At 68.6% G+C, this 15,843-nt stretch carries 12 protein-coding genes; 5 read left to right on the plus strand and 7 right to left on the minus strand.

What is annotated here, in order from left to right; genetic code table 11:
* Window positions 1-24 precede the first annotated feature (24 nt).
* Window positions 25-1,284, plus strand: coding sequence for a polysaccharide biosynthesis protein (locus tag HF877_RS15855; RefSeq protein WP_169622141.1), 1,260 nt, complete (start codon window positions 25-27; stop codon window positions 1,282-1,284).
* A gap of 67 nt (window positions 1,285-1,351) precedes the next feature.
* Here the strand turns inward: HF877_RS15855 and HF877_RS15860 are convergent, their stop codons facing one another.
* The gene (locus tag HF877_RS15860) at window positions 1,352-2,590 is read right to left on the minus strand and encodes a DUF3068 domain-containing protein (protein WP_169622142.1); all 1,239 of its coding nucleotides are present in this window, start codon (window positions 2,588-2,590) and stop codon (window positions 1,352-1,354) included.
* Window positions 2,591-2,782: 192 nt separating this feature from the next.
* Between HF877_RS15860 and HF877_RS15865 the strand changes: the two genes are divergently transcribed.
* The gene (locus HF877_RS15865; protein WP_169622143.1) at window positions 2,783-3,955 is read left to right on the plus strand and encodes an acyltransferase; all 1,173 of its coding nucleotides are present in this window, start codon (window positions 2,783-2,785) and stop codon (window positions 3,953-3,955) included.
* Here the strand turns inward: HF877_RS15865 and HF877_RS15870 are convergent.
* The 4 genes from HF877_RS15870 to HF877_RS15885 form a co-directional block, all read right to left on the minus strand.
* Window positions 3,844-8,139: an alpha-(1->3)-arabinofuranosyltransferase gene (locus HF877_RS15870; protein WP_169622144.1), complete on the minus strand. Its 4,296-nt coding sequence runs from the start codon at window positions 8,137-8,139 to the stop codon at window positions 3,844-3,846. The two genes, HF877_RS15865 and HF877_RS15870, sit on opposite strands and share 112 nt — an antisense overlap.
* A complete protein-coding gene (locus tag HF877_RS15875; RefSeq protein WP_169622145.1) occupies window positions 8,120-8,293 on the minus strand; it encodes a DUF2613 domain-containing protein in 174 nt (57 codons plus the stop codon). Before HF877_RS15875 ends, HF877_RS15870 begins: the two co-directional genes overlap by 20 nt.
* Before the next feature lie 96 nt (window positions 8,294-8,389).
* Window positions 8,390-9,472 (minus strand): isochorismate synthase, encoded by a 1,083-nt coding sequence (locus tag HF877_RS15880; protein ID WP_169622146.1) that lies wholly within the window; start codon window positions 9,470-9,472, stop codon window positions 8,390-8,392.
* 33 nt (window positions 9,473-9,505) lie between these two features.
* Window positions 9,506-9,973, minus strand: a complete 468-nt coding sequence (locus tag HF877_RS15885) for a universal stress protein (RefSeq protein WP_169622147.1) — start codon at window positions 9,971-9,973, stop codon at window positions 9,506-9,508.
* A 162-nt stretch (window positions 9,974-10,135) separates the two neighbouring features.
* Between HF877_RS15885 and HF877_RS15890 the strand changes: the two genes are divergently transcribed.
* Window positions 10,136-11,308 (plus strand): glycoside hydrolase family 3 N-terminal domain-containing protein, encoded by a 1,173-nt coding sequence (locus tag HF877_RS15890; protein ID WP_169622148.1) that lies wholly within the window; start codon window positions 10,136-10,138, stop codon window positions 11,306-11,308.
* Between the two features lie 75 nt (window positions 11,309-11,383).
* Window positions 11,384-11,992 carry a TetR/AcrR family transcriptional regulator gene (locus HF877_RS15895; protein WP_169622149.1) on the plus strand — a complete coding sequence of 203 codons (609 nt, stop codon included), beginning with the start codon at window positions 11,384-11,386 and terminating at the stop codon, window positions 11,990-11,992.
* Window positions 11,993-12,062: 70 nt separating this feature from the next.
* Here HF877_RS15895 and HF877_RS15900 read toward each other — a convergent pair whose 3' ends face one another.
* Together HF877_RS15900 and HF877_RS15905 are read right to left on the minus strand one after the other, a co-directional pair.
* Window positions 12,063-12,920, minus strand: coding sequence for a MaoC/PaaZ C-terminal domain-containing protein (locus HF877_RS15900; RefSeq protein ID WP_169622150.1), 858 nt, complete (start codon window positions 12,918-12,920; stop codon window positions 12,063-12,065).
* Window positions 12,920-14,266: a 3-oxoacyl-ACP reductase gene (locus HF877_RS15905; protein ID WP_169622151.1), complete on the minus strand. Its 1,347-nt coding sequence runs from the start codon at window positions 14,264-14,266 to the stop codon at window positions 12,920-12,922. Before HF877_RS15905 ends, HF877_RS15900 begins: the two co-directional genes overlap by 1 nt.
* A 108-nt stretch (window positions 14,267-14,374) precedes the next feature.
* On the opposite strand from HF877_RS15905, the gene HF877_RS15910 reads away from it, so the two are divergent.
* A complete protein-coding gene (locus tag HF877_RS15910) occupies window positions 14,375-15,688 on the plus strand; it encodes an acetyl-CoA C-acetyltransferase (RefSeq protein WP_169622152.1) in 1,314 nt (437 codons plus the stop codon).
* The last annotated feature ends 155 nt before the right edge of the window (window positions 15,689-15,843 follow it).

Here is a 15,843-nt window from a genome sequence, read left to right on the forward strand (position 1 = left end):
CCGCACTGATGCGAGGATGGGCGGATGCCTCGACCCGAGACCACGCGCCGGTCGGCTGCCGCTGGAATGACGATGGTGACCGTCGGGGCGATGACGGCCAACATCGCGGCCTACCTGCTGCACCTGCCCGCGGGCAGATGGCTCGGCCCCGCCGGGTACGGCGAGTTCGCGAGCCTGCTCGCCGCCCAACTCGTGCTGGCGGTCCCCGCGCTCGCGTTGCAGACGGTCGTGGCGCGCGAGGCTGTGCACGGCAGCAGCGTCGCGGTGCTGCGGCGCCTCGGCTACCGGTGCGCCGCCTGGGCGGGCCTCGCCGCGCTGGTTCTCGTTCCCGTGGTGGCGTGGGCACTCGACACCAGCGTCGCCGGTGCGTTCGGATCTCTCGTGACGGCGCCCCTGCTCGTCCTTCTCGCGGCCGAACAGGGCCTTCTCCAGGGGCGTGGCAGGTTCGCGGCGCTCAGCGTCGTGCTGGCCACAGCGGGCATCGCGAAGGTCGCCCCGGCGGTTGTCGTGCTCATGCTCGGTGGCGGACCCGGGGCGGCGCTGTTCGCCGGCGCTGTGGGGACCGGCATCACCGCGATCTTTGCGTCCGTCCTCGTCGGGCGCACCGATCCGGCTGACGCGGGGTCCTCCTGGACGCCGTCCGCCGGTGCGATCCTGCGCGCCTCCCAGGTGCAACTCGCGCTGATCGCGCTGACCTCACTCGATCTGCTGCTCGCCCGGATGGTGCTGGACCCGGAGTCCGCAGGCCTGTATGCCCTCGGTGCTGTCGCGACGAAGGTGGCGTTCTGGCTGCCGCAGGCTGTGGGTGTGGTGCTCTATCCACGAATGGCCGATCCGGCGGAGTCCGCGGGGGCGGTGCGGTCCGCGCTGACGGTGCTCGTGGCGCTGGGCGCGGCGCTCGTCGCGGCAGCAGCGTTGTGTGCACCGCTCGTCCCGCTGCTCGTGGGAGATGCGTACCGGCCTGTGCAGTCGTTGCTGTGGATGTTCGCCCTCCAGGGAGCGTGCCTGGCGGTGCTGCAGGGCGCGCTGCTGTCGGCGATCGCGGGCGAGCGCACGCACCTGGCACTGGTCGCATGGGCCGGTCTTCTCGTCGAGGTGATCCTGATGGTGACGGTGGCGTCGACGATCGAGCAGTTCGTCGGCGTCGCGGTGGGGGTGGCGGCCACGACCGCCGCGGTGGTCGCAGTGCTGGCCGTACGAACCGCCGCCGCGTCCGCCCCACGCCCGGACAGCGAACCCAGCCCGGGCAGCGGACCCAGCCCGGGCAGCGGACTCACGACCTGACCCACAACGACACCGCCCCCACCGTGAACGGTGGGGGCGGTGTCGTTGTTCTTTGCGCTGCGCGTGCCTACTGCTGCGGAGGCTTCCGCAGGTCGGTGCGCGGGATCTCCTGCGTCTGATCGGTGGTCCAGTCACGCTGCTGCGTGTCCGAGCCCTGATCGTTCCGCGGGATGACCTCGGTCCTGTCGTCGGTGTAGTCCCGCTGCGGCGACGCGGAGTGCGCCGGTCCCACCGTCGTGGTGGCCGGGCCGGCCGGCGACGGTCCGGTGGTGGCAGCGGCACGACGGCCACCGTTCTGTCCGCCACGGAGACCGAGCACGATGCCCGCGATCAGCAGGATCGCGCCGAGGATGCCGAGGATGATCGGCACGGTACGACCGAACAGGGACAGCTGATCCTGTCCGTCCTTGGCCTGGCCGATCTGGTACTCGACGGTTTCCTCGTCGAACGGCAGTGTCACGTCGAGAATCGTCACCTCGGGGGTGTCGGCTTCGCGTGCGTAGTACTGGTTCTGTGCTTCCTGGCCCTTGACCACGACACCCGTGATGGGGTCGACCCACAGGTCGCGGACGTTGTTGTACCAGCGGGTCATCGTGATCGGCTCGTCACCCTCACCGACACCCCACGTGGAAGCGGGAAGGCTCAGCTTGTAGGTCGGGACCTCGGGATCGGCCTCGGACAGGTCGATCGGTCCGACTTCCTGGCTGAAGTGGTAGACCGCCATGCCGTTGATCTCTTCCTCACCCTTGAACTCGAGGGGGAAGGTCTCACGCGCGTTGATGTCGTAGTAGGGGTACGACTCCTGCTTGACATCGAACGGGAACTTGTACTGCAGGCCGTCGCGGTCGCCGAGATCGGTGGGCGGCGCGTCGGCAGTCGACTGCACCGTGCTCACCCGATCGGCGAAGTCCTCGGACGACACGGGCATCGACGTGTCGCGGTCGATCGTGACGCGGTCGACGGTCGCCGACACCAGTCCGGTGTCGCCCTGCATGTCGAGGCGACGCACCGTCTGACCCGCCTGGAGGGTCATGATGTCGCCGTCTGCGGGATCTTCCACCGTCACGTAACGCTGCGCCACGATCGGGACGTCCCTGTCGACCTGAGCATTGCCTGCGAGCAGGGCTCGGGAATTGAGGATGTCACCCGTGCCCTCGGCAACGGTGGTCACCTCGAGGTCGAGGGGTGTAGTCGCCAATTTGCCGACAGTGTAGGTCGGTACGAGAATTGCGATTACCAGGAGGAACGCCCCCAGGCCTATCAGAATCAACGCAAGTATCCGGCCGGAGCTCGAACGCTCAGCCATGCTGTCTCTCCTCACTCAACGGGTTGTCATCGAGTACCCCCACCGGCAGCAGGGCTGCACGGATCGCCTTGGCATCCGACCCGCGAACGCCACGTGAGCCAAGACACTAACAGTCCGCGGTGCTCGGTTGCTCGTGGCTCGTGACGAACCCGCATTTACGCGGGTGTGCCTGGGCGGGCACACTGGTCGCCGATGAGTAGTACAAGGGTCTCCGACCCCCGCGTAAACGGGTTTCTCCCGGCGCTGGAGGGCATGCGCGGACTGGCATCGGTCGCCGTGGTGGTGACCCACGTCGCTTTCCAGACCGGTGCCGTGCACGAGTCGGCGCTCGGACGCGTGTGGGGTCGGCTGGACCTGGCCGTCGCCCTGTTCTTCGCCTTGTCGGGATTTCTGCTGTGGCGTCCGCACGCAGCCGAGGCCCGCGGTCTCGGCCCGCTGCCGTCTGCCCGGCGGTATCTGGTGTCGCGCGCGACGCGCATCCTGCCCGCCTACTGGATCGCGGTGATCCTGGTGCTGTGGCTGCTCCCCGGCGCCGGCGGCGGAGCCACGGTGTGGTGGGCGAACCTGACGTTCACGCAGGTCTTCGTGCCGCTCACCCTCACCGAGGGGCTCACCCAGATGTGGAGCCTGTCGGTGGAGGTCGCGTTCTATGCGGCGCTGCCGCTGATGGCGCTCGCCGTCTGCCGGTTGCGGGGCCCGGCCGCACGGATCCGGATTCCGCTCCTGCTCGGAGTGAGCGTGCTCTCGCTGCTGTGGGTGTGGTTGCCGATACCGACTCCCGAGCACATCAATCACGAGAACTGGCTGCCGGGGTATCTGCCCTGGTTCGCCGCCGGAATAGTGCTCGCCGAATTGGTGACCGGTCCCAGGACCTGGGTGCACCGGATCGCGGAGCGCCGGTACCTGATGCTGGGGATCGCGGCGGTCACATTCGGTCTGGCGACGACTCCGCTTGCCGGACCGAAGACGCTCACCGACCTCGAACCGTGGGAGTACAGCAACAAGATCGTGCTGGGCGCGATCATGAGTTTCGCGCTGCTCGCTCCGCTGGTCCTCGCCCCGCGCGAGCACCACGGATTCCTCGCGAGCGCGCCGGCGCTCGCGGTGGGGCGCTGGTCCTACGGCTTGTTCATCTGGCATCTCGCGGTGATGGCGATCATCTTCCCCGTCTTCGGGATCGCACCGTTCCAGGGGCATTTCTGGCCGGTGCTGGCCGTGACCTTCGTGCTCAGCGTTGCGATCGCGTCGGCCAGTTACGCGCTCGTGGAGGTGCCCGCGCGTGAGGCCTTCCAGCGTTGGGACCGCTCTCGCAAGGGCAGGGCGGCGAGCCCCACCGCGACGAGTCCCACCAGCGCCGCGAGCTGAATCAGGTACGAGTGCCCGACGTAGCCGTCGGGTGAGCGCCACGGCCCGGTGGACAACAGGGCCATCGCGAGCACGGTGGCACCGCCGGCAGTTCCCACAAGCAGACGCGATGCGGCTCGCCGACCCCAGCGTCGGGTCGCGGTGACGAGTCCCAGGGTGCCGAGGACCGCGACGACGGCACCTGCACCGCCGGCCACGACGACGGCAGCGGCGAGGACACCGGCCAGTCCGGCGACCGGCGACCGCCATGTGCGCGGTGCGGGACCGGGATCGGAGGCGCGCCGACGCGAGAGCGGCCACAGGGCCAGCGCGAACAGCGGCACCAGCAGCGCCAGTCCACCGAAGATCCCCACCCGGTACCAGCGGTCGGTCGTGAACTCGAGCGTCAGTGTGCTGTCCGGTCCGGCGGGCAGTATCCACCCCTGCTGCCAGCCGTCGACGACGACAGGGGTGGGCTCGAGACCGTCGGTGCTGCTGCTCGCCACCCAGCCGATGTTGGTGCTTTCCGGGATCACGACGAGCCGGTCCTCGTCGCTCGCGGGCACGGTGAGCTCCCGCAGGTTCGCGGACCAGGCGCCGGTCTCCAACTCCACCGGGGACACGGCCGGGGCGTCGGCGCCCGGCACCGTCAGTTGCAGGCGGGACACGATGAACGGGGTTCCCGGCGACACGTCGACGTCGACGCGACCGGCGTTCATGCCCACCGCATCGGTATCGCAGAGCGTCGCCGGCACTTCGGCCCCGGCGGCGAGATCGGCAACGCTCGCCGTCACCGACGTGCGGTAGGGCTGCCCGTCGACGGTGACCACCGGGCCGTCGTCGCAGCCGACCGTCACCTCCCGGTCGTAGATCCGGTCCTGCGCACCGATCGGGCCGTCGTCACCGCGGACGGTCACCTCGGCGATACCCGGGGGCGCAAGCTTCGAGAATCCCAGCACCGTGCGGTCGAGGACGTCGTCCCAGCGGAGAACGGTCAGCGTGATCCGGTCGGTGACATGCGGAGCGAGGTCCAGTGTGGTGGTGCCTTCGCTCAGCTCACGTACCTGTGGACCGTTCCCGAGGTTCACCGCGATCGCGCGTGGCGCGACGGGCAGCACTCCCAGCGACGTCGCGATGTCGAGGCCGGTGACCCGTTGCGGTGACGGCAGTTCCAGCGTCAGCGTCGGGCGGGGTCCGCCGGGTGCGAGGGAGCGTTCGTCGGCCGCCCACGATGTGCGCGGGTCCCCGTCGGTGGCGGCGAACGCCGACCCCTGCAGATCCACGACTTCCGCGTCACCGCGGGCGACGACGCGATCGGTGCGGTCGATGACATCGTCGAGTGCGGGCCCGGGGCGCACGCGCAGCCACAGGTCCGGTTCGACGACGGTCGCGGCAGGCACCTCGAGCGTGCGTGTGAAGAGGTTGGGTTCTTCCGTCGACGTCGCGAGTCCCCGCGCGCAGCGCACCCGGTCCGGGGTGTCGACGCAACTGCCGCGTCCGGGGAATTCCTGTCCGAGATCCCAGCCGCGCACCGTGACACCCTCCGCGGGTCCCGGAACGACGATGCGGCGCCGGATGTCGAGGCGCTCGGGGTTGCGGCCGTCGGTGAATTCGTCGACCGCAAGTTCCGCGATCCCGAATTGGTTTCCGCGCGAACCACTTTCGGTGTGGGTCGAGGTGATGCGGATCCACGACGTGGTACCGAGCGGCAACGCGACGGTCTGAGGGCGGCCGGGCTCCTCGACCCGCACGGCGGTACTGCCCCGCTCGGTGGTCACTTCGAGCCACCGGACGGGATCGCCGAGCGCACCGGAACTGGTGGTCAGTTGCAGCATGCCCGAGTGGACCGGGGTGTCGAGATCGAGTTGCAACCACTGTCCGACGGCGGATTCGAGGCCGTTGCTGTGCCACCCGGTGGTGGGATCTCCGTCGACGACGGCTGCGGGCCCGCTGCCCACCGCGGTGCCTCCGAGTTGCGTGGCGTCCGACGCCGCGCTCGACACGGTGATCCGTGCGCCTTCCCATTCGGCACGGACGAGTTCGGCGCCGGGCACCGGATAGTCGGGTACCGCGTTGCGGGTGCGGCGTGGGTCGTCCGCGGCACGAATCGCCGACGAGTGGTGATCGACCTGGCCGTAGTCGGTTTCCCGGTCGGTGGGGGTGTCGGTGACGGTGGCCTCGTCGACGGGCAGCCCCGTGCGGGCAGCGTCGGCGGAGAGAAGCGTGGGCCCGGCCAGATCCGGGTCTCCCGCGCGGAGGTTGAGCAGCGATTCGGGACCGCCCTGGACGACGGGCACATCGGCCGCGTCCACCATGTACGGCCCGATGGGTGTCGATTCGGTAGCCGCGACCTTGTAGATCTCGACTGCGGGATATGCCGGCCGCAGGTCCGCGTCGGTCACGAACCCGTCGGCGCTCGCCGACACGATGTCGTTGCCGAACCGGGCGACGCGCTCGATCCCGGGCGACTCGTCGAGGGCTCGATGGACGAGTGCGGGTCGCGCGGACGGGGACGTCTCGGGATCGAGGTCGTTGCGCACTACGAGGAACCCGATGCCCTGGCCACGCAGGGTTGCGGCGAGTCCCGGCGACGGGCGGCCGTCCGCGATCTGCCGTTGCACCGAATCGAGGGCGCGGATCGCTCCGGGCGGGACGAGGGGCACGGCGTCGCGCGAGGCCCACGGCGTGGTTGCGAGCGCCTGCAGCGGCTCGTCTCGCGTCAGTCCCCAGATCTGGCTGCCGAACGGTGCCCCGGGCACGATCAGAGCGCGTTCACCGCGTTCGTCGGTGTGCTCGTCGAGCCATGCGGCGGTGGCGTGCCAGTAGTCCGGAACCTCGTCGTAGGCGCCGCGCGGCGCGAGCTTCCCTGTCCACGCCAGCGACGTGGCGAGGGTGAGGGCGACAAGGATGAGCGTGGCGCACGCGACCATCGGGTTGCGTTCGGGGTGGGCGAACGCCGTCCGGGTGCGCGCCCACGGCACCGAACCGGGAAGCGGAACCCGGCGCAGCAGGTGCGCGAGACCGAGTACGAGCGGCAGCCGCACCAGCGGTTCCAGTTTGTGCACGTTGCGCAACGGCGCGCCCGTGGAGTCGAGGAACGCGCGCACCTGATCGGCGACCGGCGATCCGAGCTCCCCGGCATATCCGGCGCCGAGGCCCGCGATTCCGACGAACAGGATCAGCGTGAGCCGGCCACGTGCCGGCATCGAGTGCATCGCGAGCCCGGCCAGTCCGGCGGCGGCGATCGCACCGGTGACCAGCACGGCAGCGGGCTGTGTGACCAGTACGGCGCCGGCGATGCGTTCGGGTGAGACGAACGGCGTCCAGCTGCTCGTTCCGCGAAGAACTTCCGCGAGCGATGTCCACTGGGTGGTCACACCCGACGATTCGATGAAGTCGAGGAACGGCGGGCTGACGCGGCCGAGCAGGAGTAGCGGCACCATCCACCACGTCACGGCGACGAGGCACAGCGGTAGCCACCACGCCGTGAACCGCCACCATCGGCGGTTGGGCTTGTGCGCGGCCCACCACAACGCTGCGATCAGGCATGCAGCGGCCGTCGCGACGGCATTGATCGCACCCATGAGCGCGACTGCCGCGGCCGATTGCGCCGCGAGCCTGCGCGGCGAGCCCACGTACCGAGTGCTCAGATACCGCACCACCGGCAGGAGCACCCACGGGGCGAGCATCATCGGATGCGCTTCGGACGAGATGGATCCGAGCGTGGTCAGAACGCGGGGGGAGAGAACGAACACGGCCGCCGCGACAACGCGGGAACCGCGGTTCCCGACTCCGAGGGCCTCGGCGAGCCGCACGATTCCCCAGAACCCGACGACGAGCAGCACCGCCCACCAGGCACGCTGCGTGATCCACGGCGGGATGTGCAGCAGTTGCCCGGCGGCGAAGAACGTGCCGTGAGGAAAGAAGTAGCCGTACGCCTGGTTTTGTACCTGTCCCAGCGGTGCGGTGCTACTCCACTGGTGAGCGGCGCGCGCGAGGAATCCGAGAGGGTTCTGTGTCAGGTCGTACTTCGTGTCGGCGACGACCAGGCCTGGAACCTGAGCGAACGACAACAGCACTGCCACCACGGTGGCGCCGAACAGCCACCGGCGGGACAGGGGTTCGGCGGACGGAGTGTCCGTCGCGCCTCGGTACGTGAGTGAACTCGAAGCGTTGCCGGAGCCGTCAGCGGCTGCCGTACTCAACCTGGTTCAGGAGGGAGGACTCGGCGTTTCCGCTGCGGTCGATCTGGGGACGCGTGTTCTCCTGCGCTGCAGCAGTAACTCCGAACACCGCGACGACGCCGAGAACAGCACCGATTACCGCGCTGCCCAGGCCCGGACCCAGGAACTTCGCCATACCAATCTCCCCATCGTTCGTAACGCATGTCATATTGCTCGCGCCAAACTATCACCCCGGCGCGCGATGTCCGACCGCCTGCACCCCGAGAAGGATCTAGACGCCGAGCGAACCCAGCAGCGTGCGCAGCTTCGCGGTGGTTTCGTCGAGTTCCGCGTGCGGATCGGAATCGGCGACGATCCCCCCGCCTGCCCACGCGACCGCCCGCCGGCAGTCCGAACTCAGCTCGGCGCAGCGGATCGCGACGAACCAGTCGCCGTCACCGTCGGCGTCGCACCAGCCGACCGCGCCGCCGTAGAACCTGCGGTCGCCCTCGACCCGCGCGATGGCGTCCATGGCTGCTTCGGTGGGCGTACCGGCCACGGCGGGGGTGGGGTGCAATGCGGCCGCGAGGGTGAGCGCGTCCGTCTCCGGGTCGCGCAGCGTCCCGGTGATGGGGGTGGCCAGGTGCCACACATCCGGCGTGGAGGTGAGCTCGGGGGTTTCGGGGATCTGCAGGTCGCGGCACAGCGGCGCGAGACGGGCACGGATCCACTCGACGACGTACCCGTGCTCGGCCAGGTTCTTCGCCGACCCCAGCAGTTCCTTGCCGGCGCGGCGGTCGTCGTCGGGGTCGTCGCACCGCGCCGCCGTCCCGGCGAGTGGTCGGCACGTGACGGTGTCCCCCCGGCGGCTGACGAGCAATTCGGGGCTCGCACCGACCAAGGTGTGTCCCCAGAATCGTTCACCCGCCGCACTGAGATCGACCGCGAACGTCGCCGCGTCGGGATGCCGCTCGATCATGCGGGTGGCGAGGGTGAGCGGGTCGATGGGTGCGTCGGCCTCGAGGGCGACCCTCCTGGCCGCCACGACCTTGTCGAATTCGCCGAGTTCGAGCCGTTCCACCAGTGCGCGGACCCGCGCGACATGCACGCGCGGCAGCGGAAGCTCGGTGGTCCGGTAGACGTCCGGAAGGTCGGGGAGGTCGTCCGGCGCGGCCCACGGTCCGTCGGTGACGTCGGTGTGTTCCGGCTGGGCCAGCGCAACCGGTCGTGTCGGGTCGAACGGCAGGGCGCCGACGACGATGTCGGCGTCTCCGCGGTGCAGGGCGCGAGACGCGGACGCGACATCGTCGAAGAGACGACGCGTGCCGGTGGCGTGCACGGTGCGATCGGCGCGGGAAAGCAGAAAACCGTCCATGGTGATTCGACGATATTCCTGCGCGCGCCGCGCTCAGCGTCCAGGTGGCACGATCAGCACGGGACGGTGACTGTGGCGCAGGACGTGGTCGGCCACCGAAGACTGCAGCAGCGAGCGCAGGCCCGTGGTGCCACGCGTGCCCGCGACGATGATGTCGACGTCGAGTTCGTCCGCCGCTTCGACGATGGCAGCCCACACCGCGTTGACCACCTCGACGGTGCGTCCCTCGGCCTGCAGCCCGAGGGAGTTGGCGAGTGCGAGTCCTTCGTCGTTGGTGACCTTCGCATCGGTCAGCGCGATGTCCTCACGGTCCTCGTCCGGAACCCATTCCGGTTGCATGACGCCGGAGAGTCCCGACATGCGCGCCGCCTGCCGCACCATCGGCTCCCAGGCTGTGACGACCACCGCTCGGCACGACTCGAGGAACCGCCCCGCGTACTGCACGGCGCGCTTGGAATTCTCGGACCCGTCGTAGGCGATCAGGATCAGATCTGCGGCCACCGGGCACCTCCTGTGTCGAGTGATACGGGGTCGAGTGGAGTCCGGGTCTGCCCGGGAAGGCCTCTACGACTGCGGGATGCGGCACGAATGCTCGGGTGCACCTTAGCGTGCGACGACCGGCTGCGGGAGGGTTCGTCGCGGCGGTCCGCTACCGTCGGAACGATGCGGACCCGCCACACGCTCGCCGTCGTTCTCACCGCTGCACTCGCAGCCGCGGGATGCGGCGCGAACGACACCTCCGATGTCTCGACCACCAGCGGAACGGATGACACCGCGACGTCCGAGTCGAGGACCGCCACCTCGTCCGTGGAGGCCCTGCCGACGGCGCCACCGGCGTGCGGCGACGATCTGCTCGCCTCGCTCACGGGCAGGCAGAAGCTTGCGCAGTTGCTCAACGTGGGAGTCACCGGAGCGGACGACGCGCGTGCGGCGGTGCAGTCCGAACAGATCGGCGGCATCTTCATCGGTAGCTGGACCGACCCCGCAATGCTCGCCGAACGGCAGGTTCAGGGTGTCGCGGCGCAGAGCACGCTGCCGTTGATGGTCACCATCGACGAGGAGGGCGGACGGGTGTCGCGTGTCGGGGCACTGCTCGGCACCGATCCGTCGGCGCGCGTCACCGCCGAGACCATGACGGTCGAGCAGACCTATCAGATGGCGCTCGAGCGTGGACGGGAGCTGCGCGAGCTCGGTATCACCGTCAACTTCGCTCCCGACGTGGACGTGAGCAGTCAGCCCGACGACTCGGTCATCGGCGACCGTTCGTATTCGTCCGACCCGCAGGTGGTCGTCGAGTACGCCGGCGCCTACGCGCAGGGTCTCCGCGATGCGGGCATCATGCCGGTGCTCAAGCATTTCCCGGGCCACGGGTCGGCGTCGGGGGATTCGCACACCGGTGCTGTCACTGCTCCGCCGCTCGAGCAGCTGGAGCAGAGCGATCTCGTGCCCTACCGGGCACTGGTCGCGCCCGATGTCGCCGTCATGCTCGGGCACCTCGATGTTCCGGGCCTCACGGGCGGGTTGCCGGCCAGCATCAGCCCGGAAGCGGTGGAACTGTTGCGGTCGGGCTCGTACGGAGCACCCGAGTTCGACGGGGTGATCTTCACCGACGATCTGTCGGGGATGCGGGCGATCACCGACACCTACGACATCACCGAAGCGGTCGAGGCTGCGCTGGTGGCCGGCGTCGACCAGGCGCTGTGGCTGACCACGGACGAGGTCCCCGAGGTCCTCGACCACCTCGAGGACGCCGTGGCGGCGGGAGAACTGCCGCAGTCGCGGGTGGACGACGCCGTCCGTACGGTCGCTCGGGCCAAGGGCGCCCTGGACTGCTGATACGCATGTTCGCGCCTGTGCGCAGACTTCCCTACCGTAGAGTAAGAAACCGATTCGAGGAGGTGGGGAGGGTCGATGGCCGGCGGAACCAAACGATTGCCGCGCGCGGTGCGCGAGCAGCAGATGCTCGATGCCGCGGTGGACGTTTTCTCCGAGAACGGTTTCCACGACACTTCCATGGATGCGATCGCAGCACGGGCATCGATCTCGAAACCGATGCTCTACCTCTATTACGGCTCGAAGGACGAGTTGTTCGCCGCGTGCATCAGCCGCGAGGGGCAGCGTTTCGTCGAAGCGCTCACCCCGGCCGGCGATCCGTCGCTGTCGCCGCGTGAGCAACTGCGGGTCGCGCTCGAGTCGTTCCTCGGCTTCGTCGACCAGCACCGCAGTTCGTGGATGGTGCTCTACCGCCAGGCGCTTGCGCAACAGGTCTTCGCAGGACAGGTGCGGGGCAGCCGGGATCGGCTCATCGAACTCACCGCGCATCTGCTCGAGTCGAGCACCCGGGACCCCGAACCGGGGACGGACTTCACGATCATGGCTGTCGCGCTGGTCGGTGCGGGAGAAGCGGTAGCCGACCGGATCGCGGGGGGCGAGATCGACGTCGCGAAGGCCGCCGAACTCCTCGACAACCTGGCGTGGCGCGGTCTCGCGGGCAGAAAACGCTCGGATCCGCCGGGCTGAAACACCGCCGGATGTCGGAGGGCAGGTGCCGGGACGCCCCCATCGCGTCCCGGAACCTGCCCTCCGATCGTCAGCGCAGTGTTGCGGTGAGGTGTGGGTAGAGCTTCTTCGGATGGCGAAGCGCGATATCCCAGCCGTCGGCGTCGCGCCGCGCGTAGAGATTCACGGTCGCCGGAAGAAGTACCGGTTTACCGAATTTCACCGCGTAGGTCACTGCTCCGGGGACCTTGCCCTCGACGGCGCGTAATGCTGCCGCCGCACTCCACATTCCGTGGGCGATGGTCTTCGGGAAGCCGAAGGCCTTGGCGCCCAGGGTCGAAACGTGGATCGGATTCCGGTCTCCGGATACCGCAGCATACCGGGAGATGACCTTCTGATCCACCCTCAGTGTGGAAGTCGGGACCGGCGGAATTTCCACCTCCGGTGGGTCCTGCCTGGGCTGCCCCGACAGTGAAGTCCGTTGCTGATGAAGGAACGTGGAGGTCTGGCGCCACACCGGTTCCCTGCCGACCGCGACCTCGCTCACCACGTCGACCAGCAGACCCTTGCGGTGTTCGCGCATGTTCTCCGCGTGTACCCGCACGTCGAGCGGTTCGGTGACGGAGATGGGCCGGTACTGTTCGATCACGTTCTCGGCGTGTACCGAGCCGACGGCTGCGAACGGAAACCCTTTGGACACCATGAGTTTCATGACCACCGGGAAGGTGAGCATGAACGGGTAGGTGAGCGGCAGGGTGTCGCCGAACGTCAGCCCGCACACCTTGGTGTACTCGGCGAGGTTGTCCGAATCCACACGCAGTCCACGCAGGACGAGCGTGTCGTCGGGCAGCGTGTCGCCCTTGGCTCCCACGACCGGAAGTGCCGACAGCACAGCGCGGCCGTAGACGCCGAGAACCGAAGGGCTCGAATCGAGTTCGATGACCGCCATCAGGCCCCCAGCATGGACTGACCGCACACGCGGACGACCTGGCCGGTCACGGCGCTCGACGCGGGGCTCGCGAACCACGCCACGGTTTCCGCGACGTCGACCGTCTCGCCACCCTGCTGCAGCGAACTCATCAGTCGTCCGCCTTCGCGGGTCGCGACCGGGATGGCCGCGGTCATCGCGGTCTCGATGAAGCCCGGGGCGACGGCGTTGATCGTGATGTTCTTCTCGGCGAGGACCGGAGCGGTGGCCTGGACCAGTCCGATGACCCCGGCTTTGGACGCACCGTAGTTGGTCTGGCCACGATTGCCGGCGATCCCCGCGATCGAGGAGACATCCACGACGCGGCCGCCCTCCTTGAGCGCGCCCTTCTCGACCAGGACATCGGTGATCTTCTGGGGTGCAACGAGATTGACGCCTATGACGGCGTTCCACCGGGCGTCGTCCATGTTCGCGAGCAGCTTGTCGCGGGTGATGCCCGCGTTGTGCACGATGATGTCCGCTCCGCCGTGGCGTTCGAGAAGGTGCGCCGCGAGCTTGTCACCTGCGTCGGGCGCGGTCACGTCGAGGGCGAGCGCAGTGCCGCCGACCTTGTTGGCGGTCTGCGCGAGTGCTTCCCCGGCCGCGGGGACGTCTGCCGCGACAACCGTGGCGCCGTCGCGCGCAAGGACCTCCGCGATGGTGGCGCCGATGCCGCGCGCCGCACCGGTGACGACGGCGACCTTTCCGGCGAGGGGCTTGTCCCACGACGCCGGAGCGGTCGCGTCGCCGTCTCCGATGCGGATGACCTGACCGTCGACGAAGGCGGATTTCGCCGAGAGCAGGAACCGCAGGGTCGATTCGGCGCCGGACAGTCCGGTCGACGCCTTGGGCGAGACGTAGACGAGTTGGGCGGTCGCACCGCGGCGAAGCTCTTTCGCGAGGCTGCGGGTGAATCCTTCGAGCGCGCGCTGCGCGATGCGTTCGTCCACCGACGACGCGTCCTCGGGCGTGGTGCCGAGAACGACGACGCGTCCGCTCGGGGCCACGTTTCGGATCGCGGGCTGGAAGAAGGTGAAGAGCTGTTCGAGGCCCGCGGAGTCGGTGATGCCCGTAGCGTCGAAGACGAGTCCGCCGAACGACGTGTCGGCGGGGTCGGCGATCGGGTAGTCACTCAGCAGCGACCGGATCGGCTCTATCAGCCGGCCGTTGCCACCGACGAGGAGCGGCCCGGGGAGTGCGGGTTCGCCGGGCTGGTAACGCCTGAGCTTCTCCGGCTGCGGCAGGCCGAACTGCTTGGCGAGGAAAGATCCGGGTGCGGACGAGATGAGCTGGGCGTAGAGCTTCGGAGCGCCCTTGGCTTCTGCCACGGTTCCACCTTCTTCTTTTCGGTCGTCGATGCAGTGGTCGACAACAAACTTACCCGTGAGTAAGAATAGTAACCAGAATTCGAGTCCATCTGAATCCGGGAGACACCAGTGACCACCAAAGCCCGTTCCACGCAACAGCGCCGTGTCGCCGTCCTCGGGGGCAACCGGATCCCGTTCGCACGGTCCGACCGCAAGTACGCGCGCGCATCGAACCAGGACATGTTCACCGCGACACTCGACGGCCTCGTCGGTCGCTTCAACCTCCAGGGCGAACGCCTCGGCGCAGTCGTCGGTGGCGCCGTTCTCAAACACAGCCGTGACTTCAACCTCGTCCGGGAGTCGGTCCTGGGCAGCGCACTCAGCCCGTACACGCCCGCATGGGACCTCCAGCAGGCCTGCGGCACGGGTCTGCAGTCGATCATCTCGGTGGGAGACGCGATCGCCGCCGGCCGCATCGAGGCCGGCATCGGCGGTGGCGTCGACACCACCTCCGACGCACCCATCGCCGTGAGCAACGAACTCCGCGAATTCCTGCTCTCGCTGAACCGGGCACGCGGCACCGGAGCACGCGCCAAGCTGCTCGGCAACGTCCGTCCGTCGATGCTCGGCATCGAGATCCCCCGCAACGGCGAGCCCCGCACCGGTCTGTCGATGGGCGAGCACGCCGCGATCACCGCCAAGGAATTCGGAATCCGGCGCGAGGATCAGGACGAACTGGCCGTCGCGAGCCACCGCAACATGGCCGCGGCCTACGATCGCGGATTCTTCGACGATCTGGTCACCCCGTTCCTCGGCCTCACCCGCGACGACAATCTGCGGCCCGATTCGTCGGTCGAGAAGCTGTCGACGCTGAAGCCGGTGTTCGGGAAGAAGCTCGGCGACGCCACCATGACGGCGGGTAACTCCACTCCTCTCACCGACGGCGCTTCCGCGGCGCTTCTGTCCAGCGAGGAGTGGGCGGCGGAACGGAAGCTTCCGGTGCTGGCGTACCTGGTGGACTCCGAGACCGCCGCGGTCGACTACATCCACGGCGGCGACGGCCTGCTCATGGCCCCCACCTACGCAATTCCGCGTCTGCTGCAGCGCAACGGGCTGACGTTGCAGGATTTCGACTTCTACGAGATCCACGAGGCATTTGCGTCCGTGGTGCTCGCCACGCTGCAGGCGTTCGAGTCGGAGGATTACTGCAAGGGCAAGCTCGGACTCGACGCACCGCTCGGATCGATCGACCGCAGCAAGCTCAACGTCAACGGTTCTTCACTCGCGGCCGGGCATCCGTTCGCGGCGACCGGTGGACGCATCGTGGCGGCGCTCGCCAAGATGCTGCACGAAAAGAAGCAGGAGACCGGGCAGCCGGTCCGCGGCCTCATCTCCATCTGCGCTGCCGGTGGCCAAGGTGTGACCGCAATTCTCGAGGCGTAGACCACACCGAACGAAAAAAATCCGGTAGGTCTGTAACGCCTCGGCGAGCACAGCGATAGACCGGTCGACCCCGTGTTGCTGCCTGACCCCCGACCTGGTAGCAACACGGGGTTTCTGCATTCCGGCCGCAGCGCGGTGAAACCGGGGAACTACTC

The sequence above is a fragment of the Rhodococcus sp. BL-253-APC-6A1W genome, assembly GCF_012843405.1.
Lineage (GTDB): Bacteria > Actinomycetota > Actinomycetes > Mycobacteriales > Mycobacteriaceae > Rhodococcus.

Excerpts from the sequence above, each read along its gene's own strand:
- HF877_RS15855 (WP_169622141.1), top strand. The coding sequence starts at position 25 with ATGCCTCGACCCGAGACCACGCGCCGGTCGGCTGCCGCTGGAATGACG.
- HF877_RS15860 (WP_169622142.1), bottom strand. The coding sequence starts at position 2,590 with ATGGCTGAGCGTTCGAGCTCCGGCCGGATACTTGCGTTGATTCTGATA.
- HF877_RS15865 (WP_169622143.1), top strand. The coding sequence starts at position 2,783 with ATGAGTAGTACAAGGGTCTCCGACCCCCGCGTAAACGGGTTTCTCCCG.
- HF877_RS15875 (WP_169622145.1), bottom strand. The coding sequence starts at position 8,293 with ATGGCGAAGTTCCTGGGTCCGGGCCTGGGCAGCGCGGTAATCGGTGCT.
- HF877_RS15880 (WP_169622146.1), bottom strand. The coding sequence starts at position 9,472 with ATGGACGGTTTTCTGCTTTCCCGCGCCGATCGCACCGTGCACGCCACC.
- HF877_RS15890 (WP_169622148.1), top strand. The coding sequence starts at position 10,136 with ATGCGGACCCGCCACACGCTCGCCGTCGTTCTCACCGCTGCACTCGCA.
- HF877_RS15895 (WP_169622149.1), top strand. The coding sequence starts at position 11,384 with ATGGCCGGCGGAACCAAACGATTGCCGCGCGCGGTGCGCGAGCAGCAG.
- HF877_RS15900 (WP_169622150.1), bottom strand. The coding sequence starts at position 12,920 with ATGGCGGTCATCGAACTCGATTCGAGCCCTTCGGTTCTCGGCGTCTAC.